Genomic DNA, 16,630 nt, shown 5'->3' with positions numbered 1-16,630 from the left:
ACGTCGCGCACAACATAGTTGCAGCGTCAACTATTCCGGCGGCGACCACGCGTGGGGTGGCCCCGGTCACCCCGCCGGTGGCCGCTCCCCCTGCGGGGGCGTACCCGGGTCGGGCTGGTCCGATGCGCCCGACGGCGGACCGGCGGGGGCCGGCGGCGTGGGGTGCGGCGGCGCGGCGGGCGGGCCGGACCCGGCCGGACCGGGCGGGGGCCAGGACGGGGCCGGGGGCGGCCCGGGTGGGGTCGGCCGGCGGCGGGCGACCTGCACCGCCACCACGACCACCGCGGCCAGCACCAGCATCACCAGTAGCGGAATGACCACGCAGGCCAACCGGCCGACCAGCACTCCGGCGTCGTGTGAGTCCATCCGGGCCACCTCCAGGGTCATGATTGCGCGCGAATGCCAGCGAGCCGGCGGTCCCGCCGACCGGCCGGTCGGCTGTCGGGTCAGGTGCGACGTCGGGGTACGTGCCGGCGGTAGGGGCTGACCGTCGGGTCACCGGTGATCCAGAACCGCCAGGGCACGTCGTGGGCGGCGGCCACCCCGACCCGGGGGCCGGCGGAGACCTCGGCCCGGGTGACCGGCCGGGTCGGCGGGCTCAGCAGCAGGGGGCCGCTCCCGTCGAGCACGCAGGTGCCGTTCGCCGACGCGGTGACGCCGAGCGCGACGGCCAGCCGGGCCGGCCCCCGGGCCAGGTCCCGGTCGGCGACGTCGCCCCGACGGGCGCGGGCGGTCGGCAGCCCGTCAACCACCTCACCGGCGCGCACCAGGACGGCCGCCGCCTCCCCGTCCCGGCCGCAGACGATGTTGAGACACCAGTGCATGCCGAACACGAAGTACGTGTACGCGTGCCCGGCCGGACCGAACATCACAGTGGTCCGGGGGGTGGGGCCCCGGTGGGCGTGCGACGCCGGATCTTCGCCGGTGCCCGCGTACGCCTCCACCTCGGTCAGCCTGATCCGGACGCCGCCGGCGGCCAGTTCCCAGCCGAGCAGGGTGCGTGCCGTCTCGGCGACCTCGGCGGCGGGGGCGTGCAGCCACGGATAGTCCACCGGTCCAGGTAACGCCACCCGGCGAAGATCGGCAAACCGACGGGAGCGCCTAAGCGTTTCGTTGACAACGTTTCGTTGATGGATTGGGATGGGGGGATGAGCGACGCCTTCACCGCACCCGACGCGAGCCGCGCCCGAGCCGAACGGACCTACGCCGCGCTGCACCGGCTCAGCGAGCGGCACGCCGACACCGACGCCCGACGCCGTCGGCACACCAACCCGCACCTCGCCGACCCCTGGGAAGCGGTCTGCGTGGTCACCGCGCTCGCCGCTGGCGGGATCGTGCCGGACACCGACGAGGAGCCTGTCGACGGGGCCGATCTGATGGCCGCGCTGACCCTGGTGCCACACCTGCGGGCCGAACTCGACGTGCTGGAGGCGGGCCTGCTGGCGACGGCACGGGCCCGGGGACTGACCTGGCAGGCGATCGGCCACGGCCTCGGCCTGGGCAGCGCGCAGGCCGCCCGGCAACGCTACGAACGCCTGGTCAGCCGGACCGCCGACACGACGATGTCAACGCCGGCCACCACCCAGCACGTGGAGTAGTCGCCTGGCCGCCCCACCTCTCCCCCCGAAGTCATCTCCAGCCGTACGCCAGCGGCGACCCGGCGGCAACGACCAGGACGGCCGACCAGCCGGAGCAGGCCGGTTCGGGGAGACTGGGCCGACCACCACCGCACCGGGAGGACACCATGACCCGCGAGGAGATGCTGGCGTACTGCCTCGGCAAGCCGGGGGCCTGGCTGGACCGCCCCTGGGAGGGCGACGAGGTGGTGAAGGTGGGCAGCCGGATCTTCGCGTTCCTCGGCGCACCCGACGGCACCCCCCGGATCGGGGTGAAGTGCGGCCCGAGCCGCGAGGTCGCCGACGAGTGGCTGCACCGGTTCCCCGCCGACGCCCGACCGATGCCGTACGTCGGCCGCTCCGGCTGGAACGCCCTCGACCTGGGTGGCGCCATCCCCGACGACGAACTGGTCGAGGCGGTCGACGGCTCGTACGAGGCGGTGCTGGCGAAGCTGCCCCGCCGCGAACGCCCCACCTGACCGGCGACCCACCCGCCCGCCCGGCCGACGGTCAGCAGCACGACCGGCCGGACCGCGCCCGGTCGTCCGTCGCCCCGGACCACGGGACGACGGGCGACCGGCGCGGGTCAGCTCAGCGGGGGACGACCCGCTCGGCGGCCCACTCCCGCCAGCCGGTGAGCTGGTCGGACGCGGCGGCGAGCTGGTCGGCGACCGGACCGGGGCCGGTGGAGCCGGGGGTGATCCGGGCGGCCAGCGCCGACCGGACCGACAACACGTCACGCACCGACGGGTCGAGGTGCTCGCTGACCGCCGCCAGATCGGCGTCGGACACGTCGTCGAGGGCGCAGTCGCGGGCCGCGCAGAGCGCCACCAGCTTGCCGGTGATCTCGTGCGCGTCGCGGAACGGCACGTTGCGCCGCACCAGCCAGTCGGCGACCTCGGTGGCGAGCGAGAAGCCCACCGGCGCGGCGGCGACCAGGCGGTCCACCCGTACCGTCATCGTGGAGATCATCCCGGCCAGCGCCGGCAGCAGCAGCTCCAGGGTGTCGACCGCGTCGAACGCGGGCTCCTTGTCCTCCTGCATGTCCCGGTCGTAGGCCAGCGGCAGGCCCTTGAGCATCGTCAGGACGCTCATCAGCCCACCGACCAGCCGGCCCGACTTGCCCCGGGCCAGCTCGGCGATGTCCGCGTTCTTCTTCTGCGGCATGATCGACGACCCGGTGGCGAACGCGTCGTCCAGCTCCACCCAGCCGAACTCGTGCGACGTCCAGAGCACCACCTCCTCGCCGAGGCGGGACAGGTGCACCCCGACCAGGGCGGTGACGAAGAGGAACTCGGCGACGAAGTCCCGGTCGGCGACCGCGTCCATCGAGTTGGCGAACGACGTCCGGAAGCCCAGCTCCTTGGAGACCGCCACCGGGTCCAGCGGCAGGCCCGAGCCGGCCAGCGCGCCCGCGCCGAGCGGGCTGACCGCCGTCCGGTGGTCCCAGTCGCGCAGCCGCTCCAGGTCCCGCAGCAGCGGCTGGACGTGCGCCAGCAGCCAGTGCCCGAAGGTGACCGGCTGGGCGTGCTGCAGGTGGGTCATCCCCGGTGCCGCCGTGTCGACGTGCCGTTCCGCCTGCTCCACCAGGGCCTCGGCCAGCTCGACCAGCCGGGCGGCCACCCCCCGCGCATGGTCGCGCAGATAGAGCCGCAGGTCGGTGGCGACCTGGTCGTTGCGGGACCGGCCGGCGCGCAGCTTGCCGCCGAGACTGCCCAGCCGCTCCAGCAGGCCCCGCTCCAACGCGGTGTGCACGTCCTCGTCGTCGATCGTCGGGCGGAACTGCCCGGACGCGCAGGCCGCCTCCAGGTCGTCCAGCGCGGCCAGGATCTTCCCCAGCTCGTCGGGGTCGAGCAGCCCCGCGCCGGCCAGCACCCGGGCGTGCGCCCGGGAACCCGCGATGTCGTATGGGGCGAGACGCCAGTCGAACTGGACGCTCACCGACAGCCGCGCCAGGGCCTCGGCGGGGCCACCGGCGAACCGGCCACCCCACAGGCTCGTTCGGTTCGTCGCGGCGCTGTTCTCGGTCAGGCTCTTGTCGTCCACGCCGCTCATTCTGGCAGTGCTCACCTTTCGCTCCCCGACGGTGGGGTACGCCCCGACGCCGGCTCGTCCGTCGTCTGTGAACCCGTGACCCGGGCGGTCACGGGGTGTTCGTCTCGCCGCCGTCGTCGCGGCGGGCCCACCCGGCGAGCTTCTCGCCGAGCGCGGCCCCACCGTCGGCCTCCCGGGCCACCACGAGGATGGTGTCGTCACCGGCGATGGTGCCGACCACCTCGGCCAGTCCCGCCCGGTCCACCGCGCTGGCCAGGTAGTGGGCCGCGCCCGGCGGGGTGCGCAGCACCGCGATGTTGCCGCTGGAGTCGACCCCGTTGAGCAGTTCCCGCAGCAGCCGGATCAGCCGGGCGGGAGCCGCCTCGGCGTCACGCAGCGGCCGGTGGCCGTCCTCGGGGATCAGGTAACCGGCCCGCCCGTCGCCGCCCCGGGCCTTCACCGCACCCAACTCCTCCAGATCCCGGGAGAGGGTGGCCTGGGTGACCTGCACCCCGTCGGCGGCGAGCAGGTCGGCCAGCTCGGTCTGGGAACGGATCGCCCTGGCCCGGATCAACTCGACGATGCGGGCGTGCCGGGCGGCGCGGGTCGGGGCGGTCATGATGAGGATGCCTCCAGGAGAAAGGTCAGCAGCGCCTTCTGGGCGTGCAGCCGATTCTCCGCCTGGTCGAAGACCACGCTGTGCGGGCCGTCGAGCACCTCGCTGGTGATCTCCTCGTCCCGGTGCGCGGGCAGGCAGTGCAGCACCTTCACGTCCGGCCGGGCGTGGCCGAGCAGCGCCGTGTTGACCTGGTACGGCAGGAACGGGGTGATCCGGTCCAGGCCGTCGTCCTCCTGCCCCATCGAGGTCCAGGTGTCGGTGGCGACCACGTCGGCGTCCCGGACCGCCTCCACCGGGTCGACGAGCGCCCGTACCGACCCGCCGGTGCCGGCGGCGATCTTCCCGGCCCGGTCCAGCACCCCCGGATCGGGCTGGAACCCGGCCGGCCCGGCGACCCGCACGTGCATCCCGGCCGTCGCCCCGGCCAGCAGGTACGAGTGCGACAGGTTGTTCGCCGCGTCCCCCACGTACGCCAGGGTCCGCCCGGCGGTGCCGCCGCAGTGCTCGCGGACGGTGAGCAGGTCGGCCAGGAGCTGGCACGGGTGGTAGCCGTCGGTCAGCGCGTTGACCACCGGCACCGTGGCGTGCTCCGCCACCTCGGCGATCCGGTCGTCGCCGTGGGTACGCAGCACGATGGCCGCGACGTAGCGGGACAGCACCCGGCCGGCGTCGGCCAGTGTCTCGCCCCGCCCGAAGTGGGTGACCTGGGTGTCCACCACCAGCGGATGGCCGCCGAGCTCGGCGATGCCGGCGTCGAACGAGATCCGGGTGCGCAGGCTCTGCTTGTCGAACAGCACCGCCACCGAACGCGGCCCGGCCAGCGGGGTGAACCCGAACCGGTCGGCCTTCATCCGGGCGGCCAGGTCGAGCACGGCCGACTGTTCGGCCGGGGTGAGGTCGTCGTCGGCCAGCAGGTGCCGGATCATGTGCGGGTCTCCGTCGGGGTCGGGGTGGGAGTGGACGGCGGCACGGCGGCGGTCTGCGCACCCGGCGCGCCGTCGGATGCCGGGGTGTGCGCGTCGAGGGCGGCGGGGAGGGCGGCCAGGAACGCGTCGACCTGCTCGGCGGTGAGGACCAGCGGCGGGGCCAGCCGGATCACGCCCGGCTGGACCGGGTTGACCAGGAACCCCGCCGACCGCAGCGCGTCGGCCACCGGGCCGGCGACCGGCGCGGCGAGCACGATGCCGAGCAGCAGCCCGGCTCCGCGTACCTCGGCCACCAGCGGGTGACCCAGCGCCTCGACGCCCCGGCGCAGCCGTTCACCGGTGCGCTTGACGTGGTCGAGCAGCCCCTCGCTGGCGATCGTGGAGACCACCGCGAGGGCGGCGGCGCAGCTCACCGGGTTGCCGCCGAAGGTGGTGCCGTGCGACCCGGCGCGCAGCAGCTCGGCGGCCCGGCCGAAGGCCAGGCAGGCGCCGATCGGCAACCCGCCGCCGAGCCCCTTGGCCAGGGTGACGACGTCCGGTTCGACCCCCTCGGCCTGGTGGGCGAACCAGTACCCGGTACGCCCGATCCCGGTCTGCACCTCGTCGAGGACCAGCAGGGCCCCGTGCCGGGCGGTGATCCGCCGCGCCTCGGCCAGGTAGCCGGGCGGCGGGACGACCACCCCGTTCTCGCCCTGGATCGGCTCCAGGATCACCATCGCCGTCGCGTCGGTGACGGCCGCCGCCAGCGCCGCCACGTCGCCGTACGGGACGTGGTCGACGTCGCCGGGCAGCGGGCGGAACGGGTCGGCCTTCGCCGGCTGGCCGGTCAACGCCAGCGCCCCCATGGTGCGGCCGTGGAAACCGCCGACGGTGGCGACGACGTGCGACCGGCCGGTGAGCCGGGACAGTTTGAACGCGGCCTCGTTGACCTCCGCGCCGGAGTTGGCGAAGAACACCCGACCGGGCCGGCCGGCCAGCGCCAGCAGCAGTTCCGCCAGCGCCACCGGGGGTTCGGCGACGAACAGGTTGGAGACGTGACCGAGGGTGGCGACCTGCTTGGAGACGGCGGCTACCACGGCGGGGTGGGCGTGCCCGAGGGAGTTGACCGCGATGCCGCCGAGCAGGTCGACGTACTCCCGGCCGGCCTCGTCGACGACGACCGCGCCCGAACCGGAGGCCAGCGCCAGCGGCGGGGTGCCGTAGTTGTCCATCATGGACTGCCGCCAGCGTTCCACCAGCGTACTCATGAGCCGACCGTGCCTTCCTGGGTGGTGGTGGACCCGGCCGGGGTGTCGACGACCATCGTGCCGAACCCCTCCGAGGTGAAGACCTCCAGCAGCGTGGAGTGGGCGACCCGGCCGTCGACGACGTGCGCGGCGGGCACTCCCCCGCGCACCGCCCGCAGGCAGGCCTCCATCTTGGGCACCATCCCCGCCTCCAGAGACGGCAACAGCGTCGCCAACGCCTCCGTGTCGATCTCGCTGACCAGGCTGGCGGTGTCCGGCCAGTCGGCGTACAGGCCGGCGACGTCGGTGAGGACGACCAGCTTGCGGGCCTGAAGGGCGATCGCCAGCGCGGCGGCGGCGGTGTCGGCGTTGAGGTTGTGCAGCACCCCGTCGGCGTCCGGCGCGACGGTCGAGATGACCGGGATCCGGCCCGCCGCGATCAGGTCGGTCACCGCCGAGACGTCCACCGACTCCACGTCACCCACCTGACCCACGTCGACCGCCTCGCCGTCGACCCAGGCGGGCCGGCGCACGGCGGTGAACAGGCCGGCGTCCTCGCCGGACAGGCCCACGGCGAACGGTCCGTGCGCGTTGATCAGACCGACCAGTTCCCGGCCCACCTGACCCACCAGCACCATCCGGACGACGTCCATCGCCTCCGGCGTGGTGACCCGCAGGCCACCCTTGAACTCGCTGGCGATGCCGAGCCGACCGAGCATCGCCGAGATCTGCGGCCCGCCGCCGTGCACCACGACCGGCTTGAGCCCGGCATAGCGCAGGAAGACCATGTCGGCGGCGAAGGCCCGTTGCAGGGCCGGATCGACCATCGCGTTGCCGCCGTACTTGACCACGACGGTGGCACCGGAGAACCGGGCCAGCCAGGGCAGCGCCTCGATCAGCGTCTCGGCCTTCACCTGGGCCCGGGTGAGATCCGCGGACAGGCTCATGTCGAGTACGCCGAGTTCTCGTGCACGTACGCGTGCGACAGGTCGTTGGTCCAGATCGTGGCCGCCGCCCCGCCGGCGTGCAGGTCGATCCGGATGGTGACGTCCCGCCCGGTCAGGTCGACCTTGGACCGGTCCTCGGCGGCGGCACCGCCCCGGCACACCCAGATCCCGTTGACCGCCACGTCCACCGCGTCCGGGTCGAACGCGGCGGCCGTGGTGCCGACCGCGGCCAGGATCCGCCCCCAGTTCGGGTCGTTGCCGAACAACGCCGTCTTGACCAGGTTGTTGCGGGCCACCGAGCGGCCCACCTCGACCGCGTCGTCCTCGTCGGCGGCACCGACCACCTCGATGGCGACCTGCTTGGTCGCCCCCTCCGCGTCGGCCACCAACTGCTGGGCCAGGTCGTGACAGGCCGCGGTGACCGCGGCGGTCAGCTCCGCCTCGTCGGGCTCCACCCCGGACGCCCCGCTGGACAGCAGCAGCACCGTGTCGTTGGTGGACATGCACCCGTCGGAGTCGACCCGGTCGAAGGTGACCCGGGTGGCCGCCCGCAACGCCGCGTCCAGCAGCTCCGGCCCGGCCACCGCGTCGGTGGTCAGCACGCACAGCATGGTGGCCATGCCCGGGGCGAGCATGCCCGCGCCCTTCGCCATCCCGCCCACGCTCCACCCGGAGCCCCGGGCGACGGTGGTCTTCGGCCGGGTGTCCGTGGTCATGATCGCCTCGGCGGCGGCCGGACCGCCGTCGCGGGCCAGCGCCCGGATCGCGGTACGCACCCCCGGCAGCAGCCGGTCCATCGGCAGCCGCTCACCGATCAACCCGGTCGAGCAGACCGCCACGTCACCGGCACCGAGCCGCAGCCGGGGGCTGGACGCGGTGAGCGCCGCGGCGGTGTGCTCGGCGGTGGCGTGGGTGTCCTGGAACCCGGCCGGACCGGTGCAGGCGTTCGCGCCACCGGAGTTCAGCACCACCGCGCGGACCACGCCGCCCCGGACGACCTGCTGCGTCCAGCGCACCGGCGCGGCCCTGACCCGGTTGGTGGTGAAGACGCCGGCCACTCCGGCGTCCGGACCGTCGTTGACGACCAGGGCGACGTCGGTGGCCCCGCCGCTCTTCAACCCGGCCGCGACACCGGCCGCACGGAAGCCCCGAGGGGCGGTGACACTCACTGGACTGGCCTTTCGTTCGCGACTGCGGGGCTCCGCTGCGCTGCGCTCCTCGCGCTCACGGATGTTGACCTGTTCGCGACTGCGGGGCTCCGCTGCGCTGCGCTCCTCGCGCTCACGGGGCAACTCCAAAAGTGGGCAGGCCGGTGGTTTCGGGGAGGCCGAGCATCAGGTTGGCGTTCTGCACCGCCTGGCCGGCGGCGCCCTTGCCGAGGTTGTCGATGGCGCTGACCACGATCACCCGGCCGGAGTCGACGTCGACGGTGGCCTGGAGGTGGCACGAGTTCGCCCCGGCGGTCGCGGCGGTGTGCGGCCACGCCCCCTCGGGCAGCAGGTGCACGAACGGCGCGTCGGCGTACGCGGCGGCCAGCACCGCACGCGGTTCGGCGTCGCCGGTGGGCACGGCGGTGACGGTGGCGAGGATGCCGCGCGGCATCGGGGCCAGCACCGGGGTCAGCGACAGCCCGGTCGCGCCGGTGGCCTGCTTGATCTCCGGCACGTGCTGGTGGGCACCCACCTTGTAGGGCGACAGGTCCCCCATCACCTCGCTGCCGAGCAGGTGCGCCTTGGCGGCCCGACCGGCCCCGGAGGTGCCGGAGGCGGCCACCACGACCACGTCGGCCGGCGCGACCGCACCGGCGGCGATCAGTGGCGCGAGGGCCAGGGTGATGGCGACGGCGTAACAGCCGGTGTTGGCGACCCGGGTCGACCCGGCGATCGCCGCCCGCTGGCCGGGCAGCTCCGGCAGGCCGTACGTCCACGCCCCGGCGTGCGGGCCGCCGTAGTAGCGGGACCAGGCGTCGGCGTCGCGCAGCCGGTGGTCGGCACCGAGGTCGACCACCCGCACCGACTCGGGCAGTTCGGCGGCGAGCGCCGCCGACTCGCCGTGCGGCAGGGCCAGGAAGACCAGGTCCGCGTCGGCCAGCGTCACCGCGTCGGTCGCCGCGAACGCCAGGTCCAACCCCACGAGCTGCGGGTGTACGGCGGTGACCGGCGCACCGGCCTGGCGGTGCGCGGTGGCGGCGACCAGGTCGAACTCGGGATGACCGGCGATCAGGCGCAGCAGCTCGCCCCCGGCGTAGCCGCTCGCCCCGGCGACCGCAACTCGGATACCCATTCCAACCTCCGCATGACTATGCAGAGAAGGCTAGCGACCCACCGCCCCTCTGTGCAAGTTAATACAGCCTACTGCATGGACATGAAGAAGTGACCTGGACCACTCCCTTGCATTGACAGTCGTGACGGTATTGGCCATGCTGAGAGAGCGCTCTCTAGCCGCCCATCAGCCACAAACCACCCGCCTGCCGCTTGCGGCCCGGCCGAAGGAGCCGTCCTTGCGTACCCCGAGAAGCTGGGCCACCGCCCTCGCCGCGATCGCGATCGCCGGCGCCACCACCCTCGGCCTCACCACCGCGCCCACCCGCGCCGTCGGACCGTCCCCGCTCCCGCTGACGGTCACCAACAGCACCGGCCGGGCGGAGGCCGTCCACCTCTACCTCCTCGGCGTCGACCTCGCCTCCGGCCGGCTCGGCTACGTGACCGCCGGGGGCGTCTTCACCCCCTGGCCGGCCGGCGGCCAGCCACCCACCCCCGCCCCCGACGTCGCGATCGCCGGACCCGCCAACGGCGGCTCCGTCACGCTACGGGTTCCCCGTGGCCTCTCCGGCCGGGTCTACTTCTCCTTCGGCCAGAAGCTGCGCTTCTCACTGACCCCGGACGGCCTGGTCCAGCCGGCCCCCTGGGCCGCCGGCGACCCCAACCGCGACATCCTGTTCGACTGGTCCGAGTTCACCTACAACGACGCCGGGCTCTGGCTCAACAGCACCCAGGTCGACATGTTCGCCGTCCCGCACGCGGTCAGCGTCACCGGCGCGAGCGGCACCACCCGGCGGGCCGGCCAACTCGTCAACGGCGGCCGGCAGGCCGTCATCGACGCCGTCCGCGCACAGCCCGGCTGGGCGGACACCGTGCAGACCCGGTCCGACGGCACGGTGCTGCGGGTGCTCTCCCCCGGCAAGGCCGTCGACGCCGGCCGGTTCGCCTCCGGCTACCTCGACCCGTATATCGACGCGGCCTGGCGCTCCTACACCACCCGGACGCTGACCGTGACCCCGTTCACCGACCGGCCCGACGTGCGCTACCTCGGGCGTACCGCCGGCACCACGATGACGTTCACCGACCCGGCCGGCCGACAGGTCGCCACCTTCACCAGGCCCACCAGTTCCGACGTGTGGGACTGCGACGGAGCCCTCGCCGCCCCCAACGACCAGGTGGTCGGGCCGATCGCCCGGACGCTCTGCGCCGCCCTGCACCGCGCCACCCTCGACACCATCACCACACAGCCCGGCGGCGGCCCGGCCGACTTCTACCGGGGCACGCTGACCAACCACTACTCCCGGATCATCCACCAGCACATGGTCGACGGCCGGGCGTACGGCTTCGCCTTCGACGACGTGCTCGCCCAGGAGTCCCTCGTGCACGACGGCGACCCGCGCGCCGCCGGCCTCACCCTCACCCCGTTCACCGGCACGACCACCCCGACGCCCACCACCGGCCCGACCCCAACCGCCAGCCCAACCCCGTCCCCCGGCCAGCCGTGGAACGCGACCCGCCACCTCCAGGCCGACGGCACCCTGGCCGGCACCACCGGCCCCACCGGCACGGTCACCCTGGCGGCGGCGAACGGCAACCACGACGGCACCCCCACCAACGCCCGGGTCTTCACCGCCCGTGGGCTCACCGGCACCTGGACCGGCGCAGCCACCACCTTCGACCTGGCCGTCGACGCCGGCACCGCCGTCGGCGACGGCGTCCAGGCCCGGGTGTCGTACGACCTCACCGGCGACGGCACCGCCGACCGGGTCGAGACGTACGCCTACTTCGCCACCGACCCGGTGCCCGGCGTCGAGCGCTACCGGCAGACCCAGGGGCTGCGCTCGGCCACCGGCACCCTCGGCAACCTGCGCGGCGGGACGGTGACCGTGCAGGTCTGGAACGCCATCGGCGGCACCCCGACCGCCCTCGGCGTCGGCGACGCCTCCCGCGTCGTACTGCCCTTCACCGGCTGACCGTGCGGCGTCCTCCGGAGGCCGGGCCGCCTCCGGAGGACGCCCGCGCTCAGCCGGTCCGCTGAACGAGCCCGTGTTCGCGCTCGTACGTGCGCAACGCGACGTCCCATGCCTCGGTGTACTCCGACGGGCCCAGGTTGAGATCGTGGTGGCCCCGGACCGCCTCCCGGAGCAGGGTCACCAGTTCCGGCACCGTCGCCCGGCGCTCGTCGACGTAACGGCGGAACACCTCGGCGAACTGCTCGCCGGTCAGCCGTGCCGCGTGCATCGTCACCGGATCGGCCTCCAACGCCTGGAGCACCGCGCACCACCGACGGGTCAGGTCATCGACGTGCCGGGCCCGGATCTTCTGCAACTCGTGCTCGCACTCCAGCCTGATCCGTTCCTCCCAGTACGGCCGCAGCCGGTCGCGTACCCGCTCGTCAGGGCTGACCCGGACATGGGCGGTGAACTGCGGCAACGACTCGTTCGCCGGCCACCGCTGCCCGGCGAGCCGGTCGTTGAGCACCCGCTCCAGCTCATGTGAGCGATGCGGCTCGAACTCCCGCGACACGTCGACGATCCGCTCCCGGACGATCCCGCCGGCCCAGTCGAGGTACCGCTCGGCGCGGTACTTCAGCTCCTCGAACGTCATCCGCCGGCCGGTCCAGACATACACGGGGTACACCCGGAAGTCGAAGGCGTCCCCCTTCGCCGGCACCAGCAACGGGTGCGGGGCGTCCTGCCGGAACGACACCGTGACAGGTGCCGGTGCCGGCAGTGGTGGCGGCGTCGGCACGGCAGGCACCGGCGTGCCGAACAGACCCTGCCACCAGTGGCGGCGCTGCGGCGCCGGCACCTGGGTGCCGGCGGTGGTGCTGGAGTACACGTTCATCCGTGGTCCTCGTCGGTGAGTCGGCGTACGGCGGCGAGCAGGGTGTTGTCGGGCATCAGGGGTCCCCAGACGTGGCGCAGCTGGTGGTCCAGCCGGTGCCGCAGCGGCGCCCGACCCGCCACCACCAGGCCGAGCAGCTCCAGGCAGTAGGCGGCGACTTCGGGGTGGCCGTCGGCCCGGTTCAGCCAGAAGCCGAGCGTGCGCCACGAGCGGTAGGCGGTCGTGGGCAGGCTGAGGGCATTGGCCCAGCAGTCGGCCAGGTCGGTCATCGACACGGTCCCGATTCGGGCCAGATCGAGCAGTTCCGGCCAGTGCTCCCGGGGCGCGGGCGCCCACCGGTCGGCGAGCTGGCGCAACGCCCGCCCGGCGTGCAGCCACACCTCCGGGTCCTCGGCACGGGTCCACTGGGCGAGGGCCGGCAGCACGGTCGCCTGGTGACCGGCGGTGTGCACCTCCACCAGGCCGCGCACCACCGAGTGGTGCCACCGTTGCATCCGCGCCTGGGCGATCTGCCGCAGATGCAGCAGGGCGGTGTCCGGCCAGAGCCGGGCCAGCCCCAACGCGTAGGCGCGGGCCACCGTGTCCCGCAGGTGGGCCGGTCCGCTCGACGCCCACCGGTCCAACTCCGTGCGTACCCGTTGCCGCAGCTCCGGCTGCATGGCCATGGCGACCAACGCGATGGCGGCGGCCTGCCGGACGCCGGCCCGGCGCTCCCGGGCCAGCCGGTCCACCGTCTCCAACGCGACCCGCACCCCGTGCCGGGCCGACCAGCCGACCGCTCCGGCGGCAGCCTCCCGGACACCCGGATTGCCCGTCCGCACCAGGGTGGCGAGCCACCCGAGCAGATGCTCCGGCAGCCACCAGTCCGACCAGGCGACCTCCAGCAGGCTGGTCCGCAGCTGGTCGTTGCCGGGCGAGAACTCGATCCGCCGCCCGCCGTGGAGCCGGTCGTCGTCGACCAGGACGACGGCCTGCCGCAGTACCGGACCGAGCAGCAGGTCCACCACCCCGCCCAGGAACCCCACGGGTGCCGGGGACGTCGCACCGTCGTCGCCCGGCACCGGCGCGGCGAGCAGCCGTCCGGCCGCCGCCTGGACCTCGACCACGGACTGCCCGGCCAGGACCGCGCACGACAACCGGAACGCCCGCCGCTGGTCGACGTCCCACCGGGACGCCCCCTCGACGCCGTCGTCCTCGACGGCGAGCACCCGCCTGGCCCGTTCCCGCAACTGCCGGGGGAGCAGCCGTTCCAGCCGCTCGGTCAGGTCGCCGCCGCGCGGCGGGGCCTGGGCGATCAGTTCCGCCAGCCGGACGACCTCAGCGGCGCGCGGGCCGCCGGCCAGGTGGGCCGCGAGCAGCGGATGCGGGACGCACTCCTCCTCGACGTACACGTCGACGCAGTCTCCGGTGCAGCCGTCGACGCACCAGCCGACGCACTGCCCCCGCAACAACCGGCGGAGTTGGGCCCGGAACACCTCCACCGGGGCCGCCGGCCGGTGGGGCACCAGGTGCCCGGCGAACTCCTGTTCCCGGCGCTCGAAGTCACCGACCAGCACCAGGCTGCTTCCGGTGGCTTCCAGCCTCGCCGACAGGCCCACCAGGGTCATGCCGTCCAGGTCCCGGACCGCCTCCTCGCCGAGCGCCAGCGTGTAGCCGTGGCCGGGTCGCACCGGCGCGTCGGCGCCCAGCAGGTCCGACAGGTGCTCCGCGTCGAGCACGCCCACCCGGTCGTAGCCGTAACGGCGGGCCGAGGCCAGACAGGCGGCGGTGTGCCGGCCCGTACCGTCGGCACCGGTCAGGCAGACCAGGTGACGGAGCTTGAGCTGCCGGTCGAGCCGCTGGTCGCTCGGCGCGGGGGCGTAGCCGTCGGCCAGCTGACGGACCCAGGTGCCGCTGAGCGTCTCCGACCAGGTCCGGCCACCGGCCCCCACGGTCGCCGTGGTGATGTTCACGGTGCCGATCGCCGTCGCCCCCGGGCCTGTCGCGTTCTGACCCCGGACCCGTACGTCACCGACCCCGATGCCCGCCGGGACACCGAGCAGCGCGGTGAGGCGGGCCAGGACGGCCGCCGGGTCCGGTGCCTCCTCCGGCTCGTCCACCGGCTCGTCCTCAGGGTGCGGCCCCACCGGGGACGCGTCCGTCGCCGCAGACCACTCGGCCACGTTCTCGTCCGACCGCCGTTCCTCGTCGCGGGGAAGGTCCGCCGCGGTGTCGATCGGGCGCGGCTGGCCGAGGCCGTCCAGGTCCGGCGGTTCCCACGAATCCGACACCCCGGTCACCGGCCGCCGCCCTCGCCGCCGAACACGGCATCGCGTCCGACCGACCCGATGGCCGTGGCGTTCGGGCCGATCGCGTTCTGTCCGCGTACCCGGATGTCGCCGGTGCGGATGCCGGGCCCGGCCGCGCCGGCTCCGGTGTCCGGCCGGGCCGCGCCCGTTCCGGTGTCCGGCCCGGCCGGCGGCGGTCCCCCGGTGGGGGACGACGGATCCTGCGGCGGCCACGACGACATGTCCTCGTCGACCACGTAGAGCCAGGCCGGCTCCCGGAACTCCTTCTCCGGGTGCTCGACCTCGATCCGGCGGAACCGTTCCGGCCGCATCTCCTCCGGGTACTCGCAGACCACCTCGCGGTACATCTGCGTCGAGACCACCAGCGCGACGCCCGCGTCGGGGAACGCGGCCAGCGCCTGGCGCACCGGCTTGGCGTCGCAGAGCCGGCAGACGTGCACGACGGCGTGGCCGGGGAAGCCGTTCGCGCCGTCCAGGTGCACCAGGCCCTGGTGCACGGCCACCCGCAGCCGGATCTGCGCTGCGGGCGTCCGGCTGCTGTTGAACGCGCGCAGCCGCCGGTTCAGCTCCGGCACGAACCGGCCGATGACCCGGGACTCCGGCACGTCGCGGGGCAGGATCGCCAGCTCGCCGTCGCCGGCCTGCTGCGTGGTCCAGGTGACCCGGTCCAGGCCCACGTCGGTCGCCGCCGCGTGCAGGAGCGAGTGGAAGTTCTGCTGTGCCTCGTACTGCTGAAGATTGCTGCGCCGGCTGTATCGTTCCATGTCCACAGAGATCAGCAGACGCCGTTCGGGATGTCGCATGGCACACCCTTCGTCGTCAGCCCGCTCGGTGAGCGGGCACCACCGTGCCCATGGAAGCCGCCCCGCCGGGCGCAGACCCCCTAGAAGTACGGCATCGTCGGGACTGTCGGCATCCGGTCATCCCATCGTGGACAGGTGTCGTGCTAGGCCGGGTCGGTTGTGCTGGGAACATGTGGACGAACCTGACCGAACTGCTCCTGGCGCTCGGGCTCTCCCCGCCCGCGATCCTGGCCCTGGTGCTCGCCGAGGCCCTCGCGGTCCGCAGCGGGACGGTGCGAGCCGTGTCGGCCCGGATACGCTTCGGCACCTCTCGTCTGCTGAGGAGGATGCCGGTGCTGATGCGGCAACCCCATGTCCCCACCGACGGCGACTGGCCGTACGGGACCTTCCTGCAACGACTCGACCGCCCGGTACGGGACGCGTTGCTGGCCACCGGCGTCCGCCGGCAGGTCCCCGCCGGGCAGATCCTCATCCACGAGGGCCACCACGAGGCGCACCTGGTGCTGTTGGAGGACGGCCTGACGAAGGTCACCGCGTCCCTGCCCGACGGGCGGACCGCCCTGCTGGCGTTGCGGGTCGGCGGTGACCTGGTGGGTGAGATGTCGGCGCTCAACGACCACCCCCGGTCGGCGACGGTGACCACCTGCGGCCCCACCCGGTACAGCGTCATCCAGCCGGCACAGTTCAAGACCTTCCTGCGCGACCATCCCGACGCCGCCCTCGAACTGGCCGCCATGGTCTCCGACCGGCTGCGCTGGTCCAACCGTCGTCGGATCGACTTCTCGTCGTACCCGGTGAAGATCCGGGTGGCCCGGGTGGTGGCCGAGCTGTGCCGCTCGCACGGCAGACAGGACCGCGACGCGGTCGTCATCGACGTCCGGTTGACCCAACCGGAACTCGCCACCATCTGCGGTGCGGCCGAGACCTCCATCCAGAAGGCGCTGCGGGAACTGCGCGCCGACGGGCTGGTGGAGACCGACTACCGGCGGATCACCGTCCGCGACCTGGCGGCCCTGCGCACCTGCGGGGAGATCACCGACGACGCGTGAACCCGCGACGGCCC

General features: G+C 73.9%; 16 protein-coding genes. 4 read left to right on the top strand and 12 right to left on the bottom strand.

Annotation, left to right across the window (positions count from 1 at the left end; all coding sequences use genetic code 11):
* Positions 1 to 66: 66 nt before the first annotated feature.
* Together ACN268_RS00845 and ACN268_RS00840 are read right to left on the bottom strand one after the other, a co-directional pair.
* The gene (locus ACN268_RS00845; RefSeq protein ID WP_421481255.1) at positions 67 to 366 is read right to left on the bottom strand and encodes a hypothetical protein; all 300 of its coding nucleotides are present in this window, start codon (positions 364 to 366) and stop codon (positions 67 to 69) included.
* Between the two features lie 80 nt (positions 367 to 446).
* Positions 447 to 1,052, bottom strand: a complete 606-nt coding sequence (locus ACN268_RS00840; protein ID WP_421481254.1) for a DNA-3-methyladenine glycosylase — start codon at positions 1,050 to 1,052, stop codon at positions 447 to 449.
* A gap of 96 nt (positions 1,053 to 1,148) precedes the next feature.
* On the opposite strand from ACN268_RS00840, the gene ACN268_RS00835 reads away from it, so the two are divergent.
* Both ACN268_RS00835 and ACN268_RS00830 read left to right on the top strand, forming a co-directional pair.
* Positions 1,149 to 1,598, top strand: coding sequence for a DNA-binding protein (locus tag ACN268_RS00835; protein WP_421481253.1), 450 nt, complete (start codon positions 1,149 to 1,151; stop codon positions 1,596 to 1,598).
* Positions 1,599 to 1,744: 146 nt separating this feature from the next.
* Positions 1,745 to 2,095, top strand: coding sequence for an MmcQ/YjbR family DNA-binding protein (locus ACN268_RS00830; RefSeq protein ID WP_421481252.1), 351 nt, complete (start codon positions 1,745 to 1,747; stop codon positions 2,093 to 2,095).
* Between the two features lie 112 nt (positions 2,096 to 2,207).
* On the opposite strand, the gene argH is transcribed toward ACN268_RS00830, so the two are convergent.
* From argH to argC, 7 genes are all read right to left on the bottom strand, one after another.
* Positions 2,208 to 3,671 carry an argininosuccinate lyase gene (gene argH / locus ACN268_RS00825; protein ID WP_421486782.1) on the bottom strand — a complete coding sequence of 488 codons (1,464 nt, stop codon included), beginning with the start codon at positions 3,669 to 3,671 and terminating at the stop codon, positions 2,208 to 2,210.
* A gap of 88 nt (positions 3,672 to 3,759) precedes the next feature.
* Positions 3,760 to 4,269, bottom strand: a complete 510-nt coding sequence (locus tag ACN268_RS00820) for an arginine repressor (protein ID WP_204927557.1) — start codon at positions 4,267 to 4,269, stop codon at positions 3,760 to 3,762.
* On the bottom strand, positions 4,266 to 5,195 hold the full coding sequence (argF, locus tag ACN268_RS00815; RefSeq protein WP_421481251.1) for an ornithine carbamoyltransferase: 930 nt from the start codon (positions 5,193 to 5,195) through the stop codon (positions 4,266 to 4,268). Before argF ends, ACN268_RS00820 begins: the two co-directional genes overlap by 4 nt.
* Complete coding sequence (locus ACN268_RS00810; RefSeq protein ID WP_421481250.1) at positions 5,192 to 6,442, bottom strand: acetylornithine transaminase; 1,251 nt, start codon at positions 6,440 to 6,442, stop codon at positions 5,192 to 5,194. Before ACN268_RS00810 ends, argF begins: the two co-directional genes overlap by 4 nt.
* Positions 6,439 to 7,368, bottom strand: a complete 930-nt coding sequence (argB, locus tag ACN268_RS00805; protein WP_421481249.1) for an acetylglutamate kinase — start codon at positions 7,366 to 7,368, stop codon at positions 6,439 to 6,441. Before argB ends, ACN268_RS00810 begins: the two co-directional genes overlap by 4 nt.
* On the bottom strand, positions 7,365 to 8,537 hold the full coding sequence (gene argJ, locus ACN268_RS00800; RefSeq protein WP_421481248.1) for a bifunctional glutamate N-acetyltransferase/amino-acid acetyltransferase ArgJ: 1,173 nt from the start codon (positions 8,535 to 8,537) through the stop codon (positions 7,365 to 7,367). Before argJ ends, argB begins: the two co-directional genes overlap by 4 nt.
* A gap of 112 nt (positions 8,538 to 8,649) precedes the next feature.
* Positions 8,650 to 9,651 carry an N-acetyl-gamma-glutamyl-phosphate reductase gene (gene argC, locus ACN268_RS00795; RefSeq protein WP_421481247.1) on the bottom strand — a complete coding sequence of 334 codons (1,002 nt, stop codon included), beginning with the start codon at positions 9,649 to 9,651 and terminating at the stop codon, positions 8,650 to 8,652.
* 217 nt (positions 9,652 to 9,868) lie between these two features.
* Between argC and ACN268_RS00790 the strand changes: the two genes are divergently transcribed.
* Positions 9,869 to 11,602: a beta-1,3-glucanase family protein gene (locus ACN268_RS00790; RefSeq protein ID WP_421481246.1), complete on the top strand. Its 1,734-nt coding sequence runs from the start codon at positions 9,869 to 9,871 to the stop codon at positions 11,600 to 11,602.
* Between the two features lie 49 nt (positions 11,603 to 11,651).
* Here ACN268_RS00790 and ACN268_RS00785 read toward each other — a convergent pair whose 3' ends face one another.
* From ACN268_RS00785 to ACN268_RS00775, 3 genes are read right to left on the bottom strand one after another with little or no spacing between them, the layout of a single operon-like run.
* Positions 11,652 to 12,476: a hypothetical protein gene (locus tag ACN268_RS00785; RefSeq protein WP_421481245.1), complete on the bottom strand. Its 825-nt coding sequence runs from the start codon at positions 12,474 to 12,476 to the stop codon at positions 11,652 to 11,654.
* Complete coding sequence (locus ACN268_RS00780; RefSeq protein WP_421481244.1) at positions 12,473 to 14,746, bottom strand: hypothetical protein; 2,274 nt, start codon at positions 14,744 to 14,746, stop codon at positions 12,473 to 12,475. The genes ACN268_RS00785 and ACN268_RS00780 overlap by 4 nt, the downstream gene beginning before the upstream one ends.
* Positions 14,747 to 14,751: 5 nt before the next feature.
* Positions 14,752 to 15,528 (bottom strand): hypothetical protein, encoded by a 777-nt coding sequence (locus ACN268_RS00775; protein ID WP_421486781.1) that lies wholly within the window; start codon positions 15,526 to 15,528, stop codon positions 14,752 to 14,754.
* 209 nt (positions 15,529 to 15,737) lie between these two features.
* On the opposite strand from ACN268_RS00775, the gene ACN268_RS00770 reads away from it, so the two are divergent.
* Positions 15,738 to 16,616, top strand: coding sequence for a Crp/Fnr family transcriptional regulator (locus ACN268_RS00770; protein ID WP_421481243.1), 879 nt, complete (start codon positions 15,738 to 15,740; stop codon positions 16,614 to 16,616).
* The last annotated feature ends 14 nt before the right edge of the window (positions 16,617 to 16,630 follow it).

Source organism: Micromonospora sp. WMMD735 (assembly GCF_049178995.1).
Classification (GTDB): Bacteria; Actinomycetota; Actinomycetes; order Mycobacteriales; family Micromonosporaceae; genus Micromonospora; species Micromonospora wenchangensis.
Note: the sequence above shows the minus strand (reverse complement) of the source record. Positions and strands in the feature narration are given on the sequence as shown.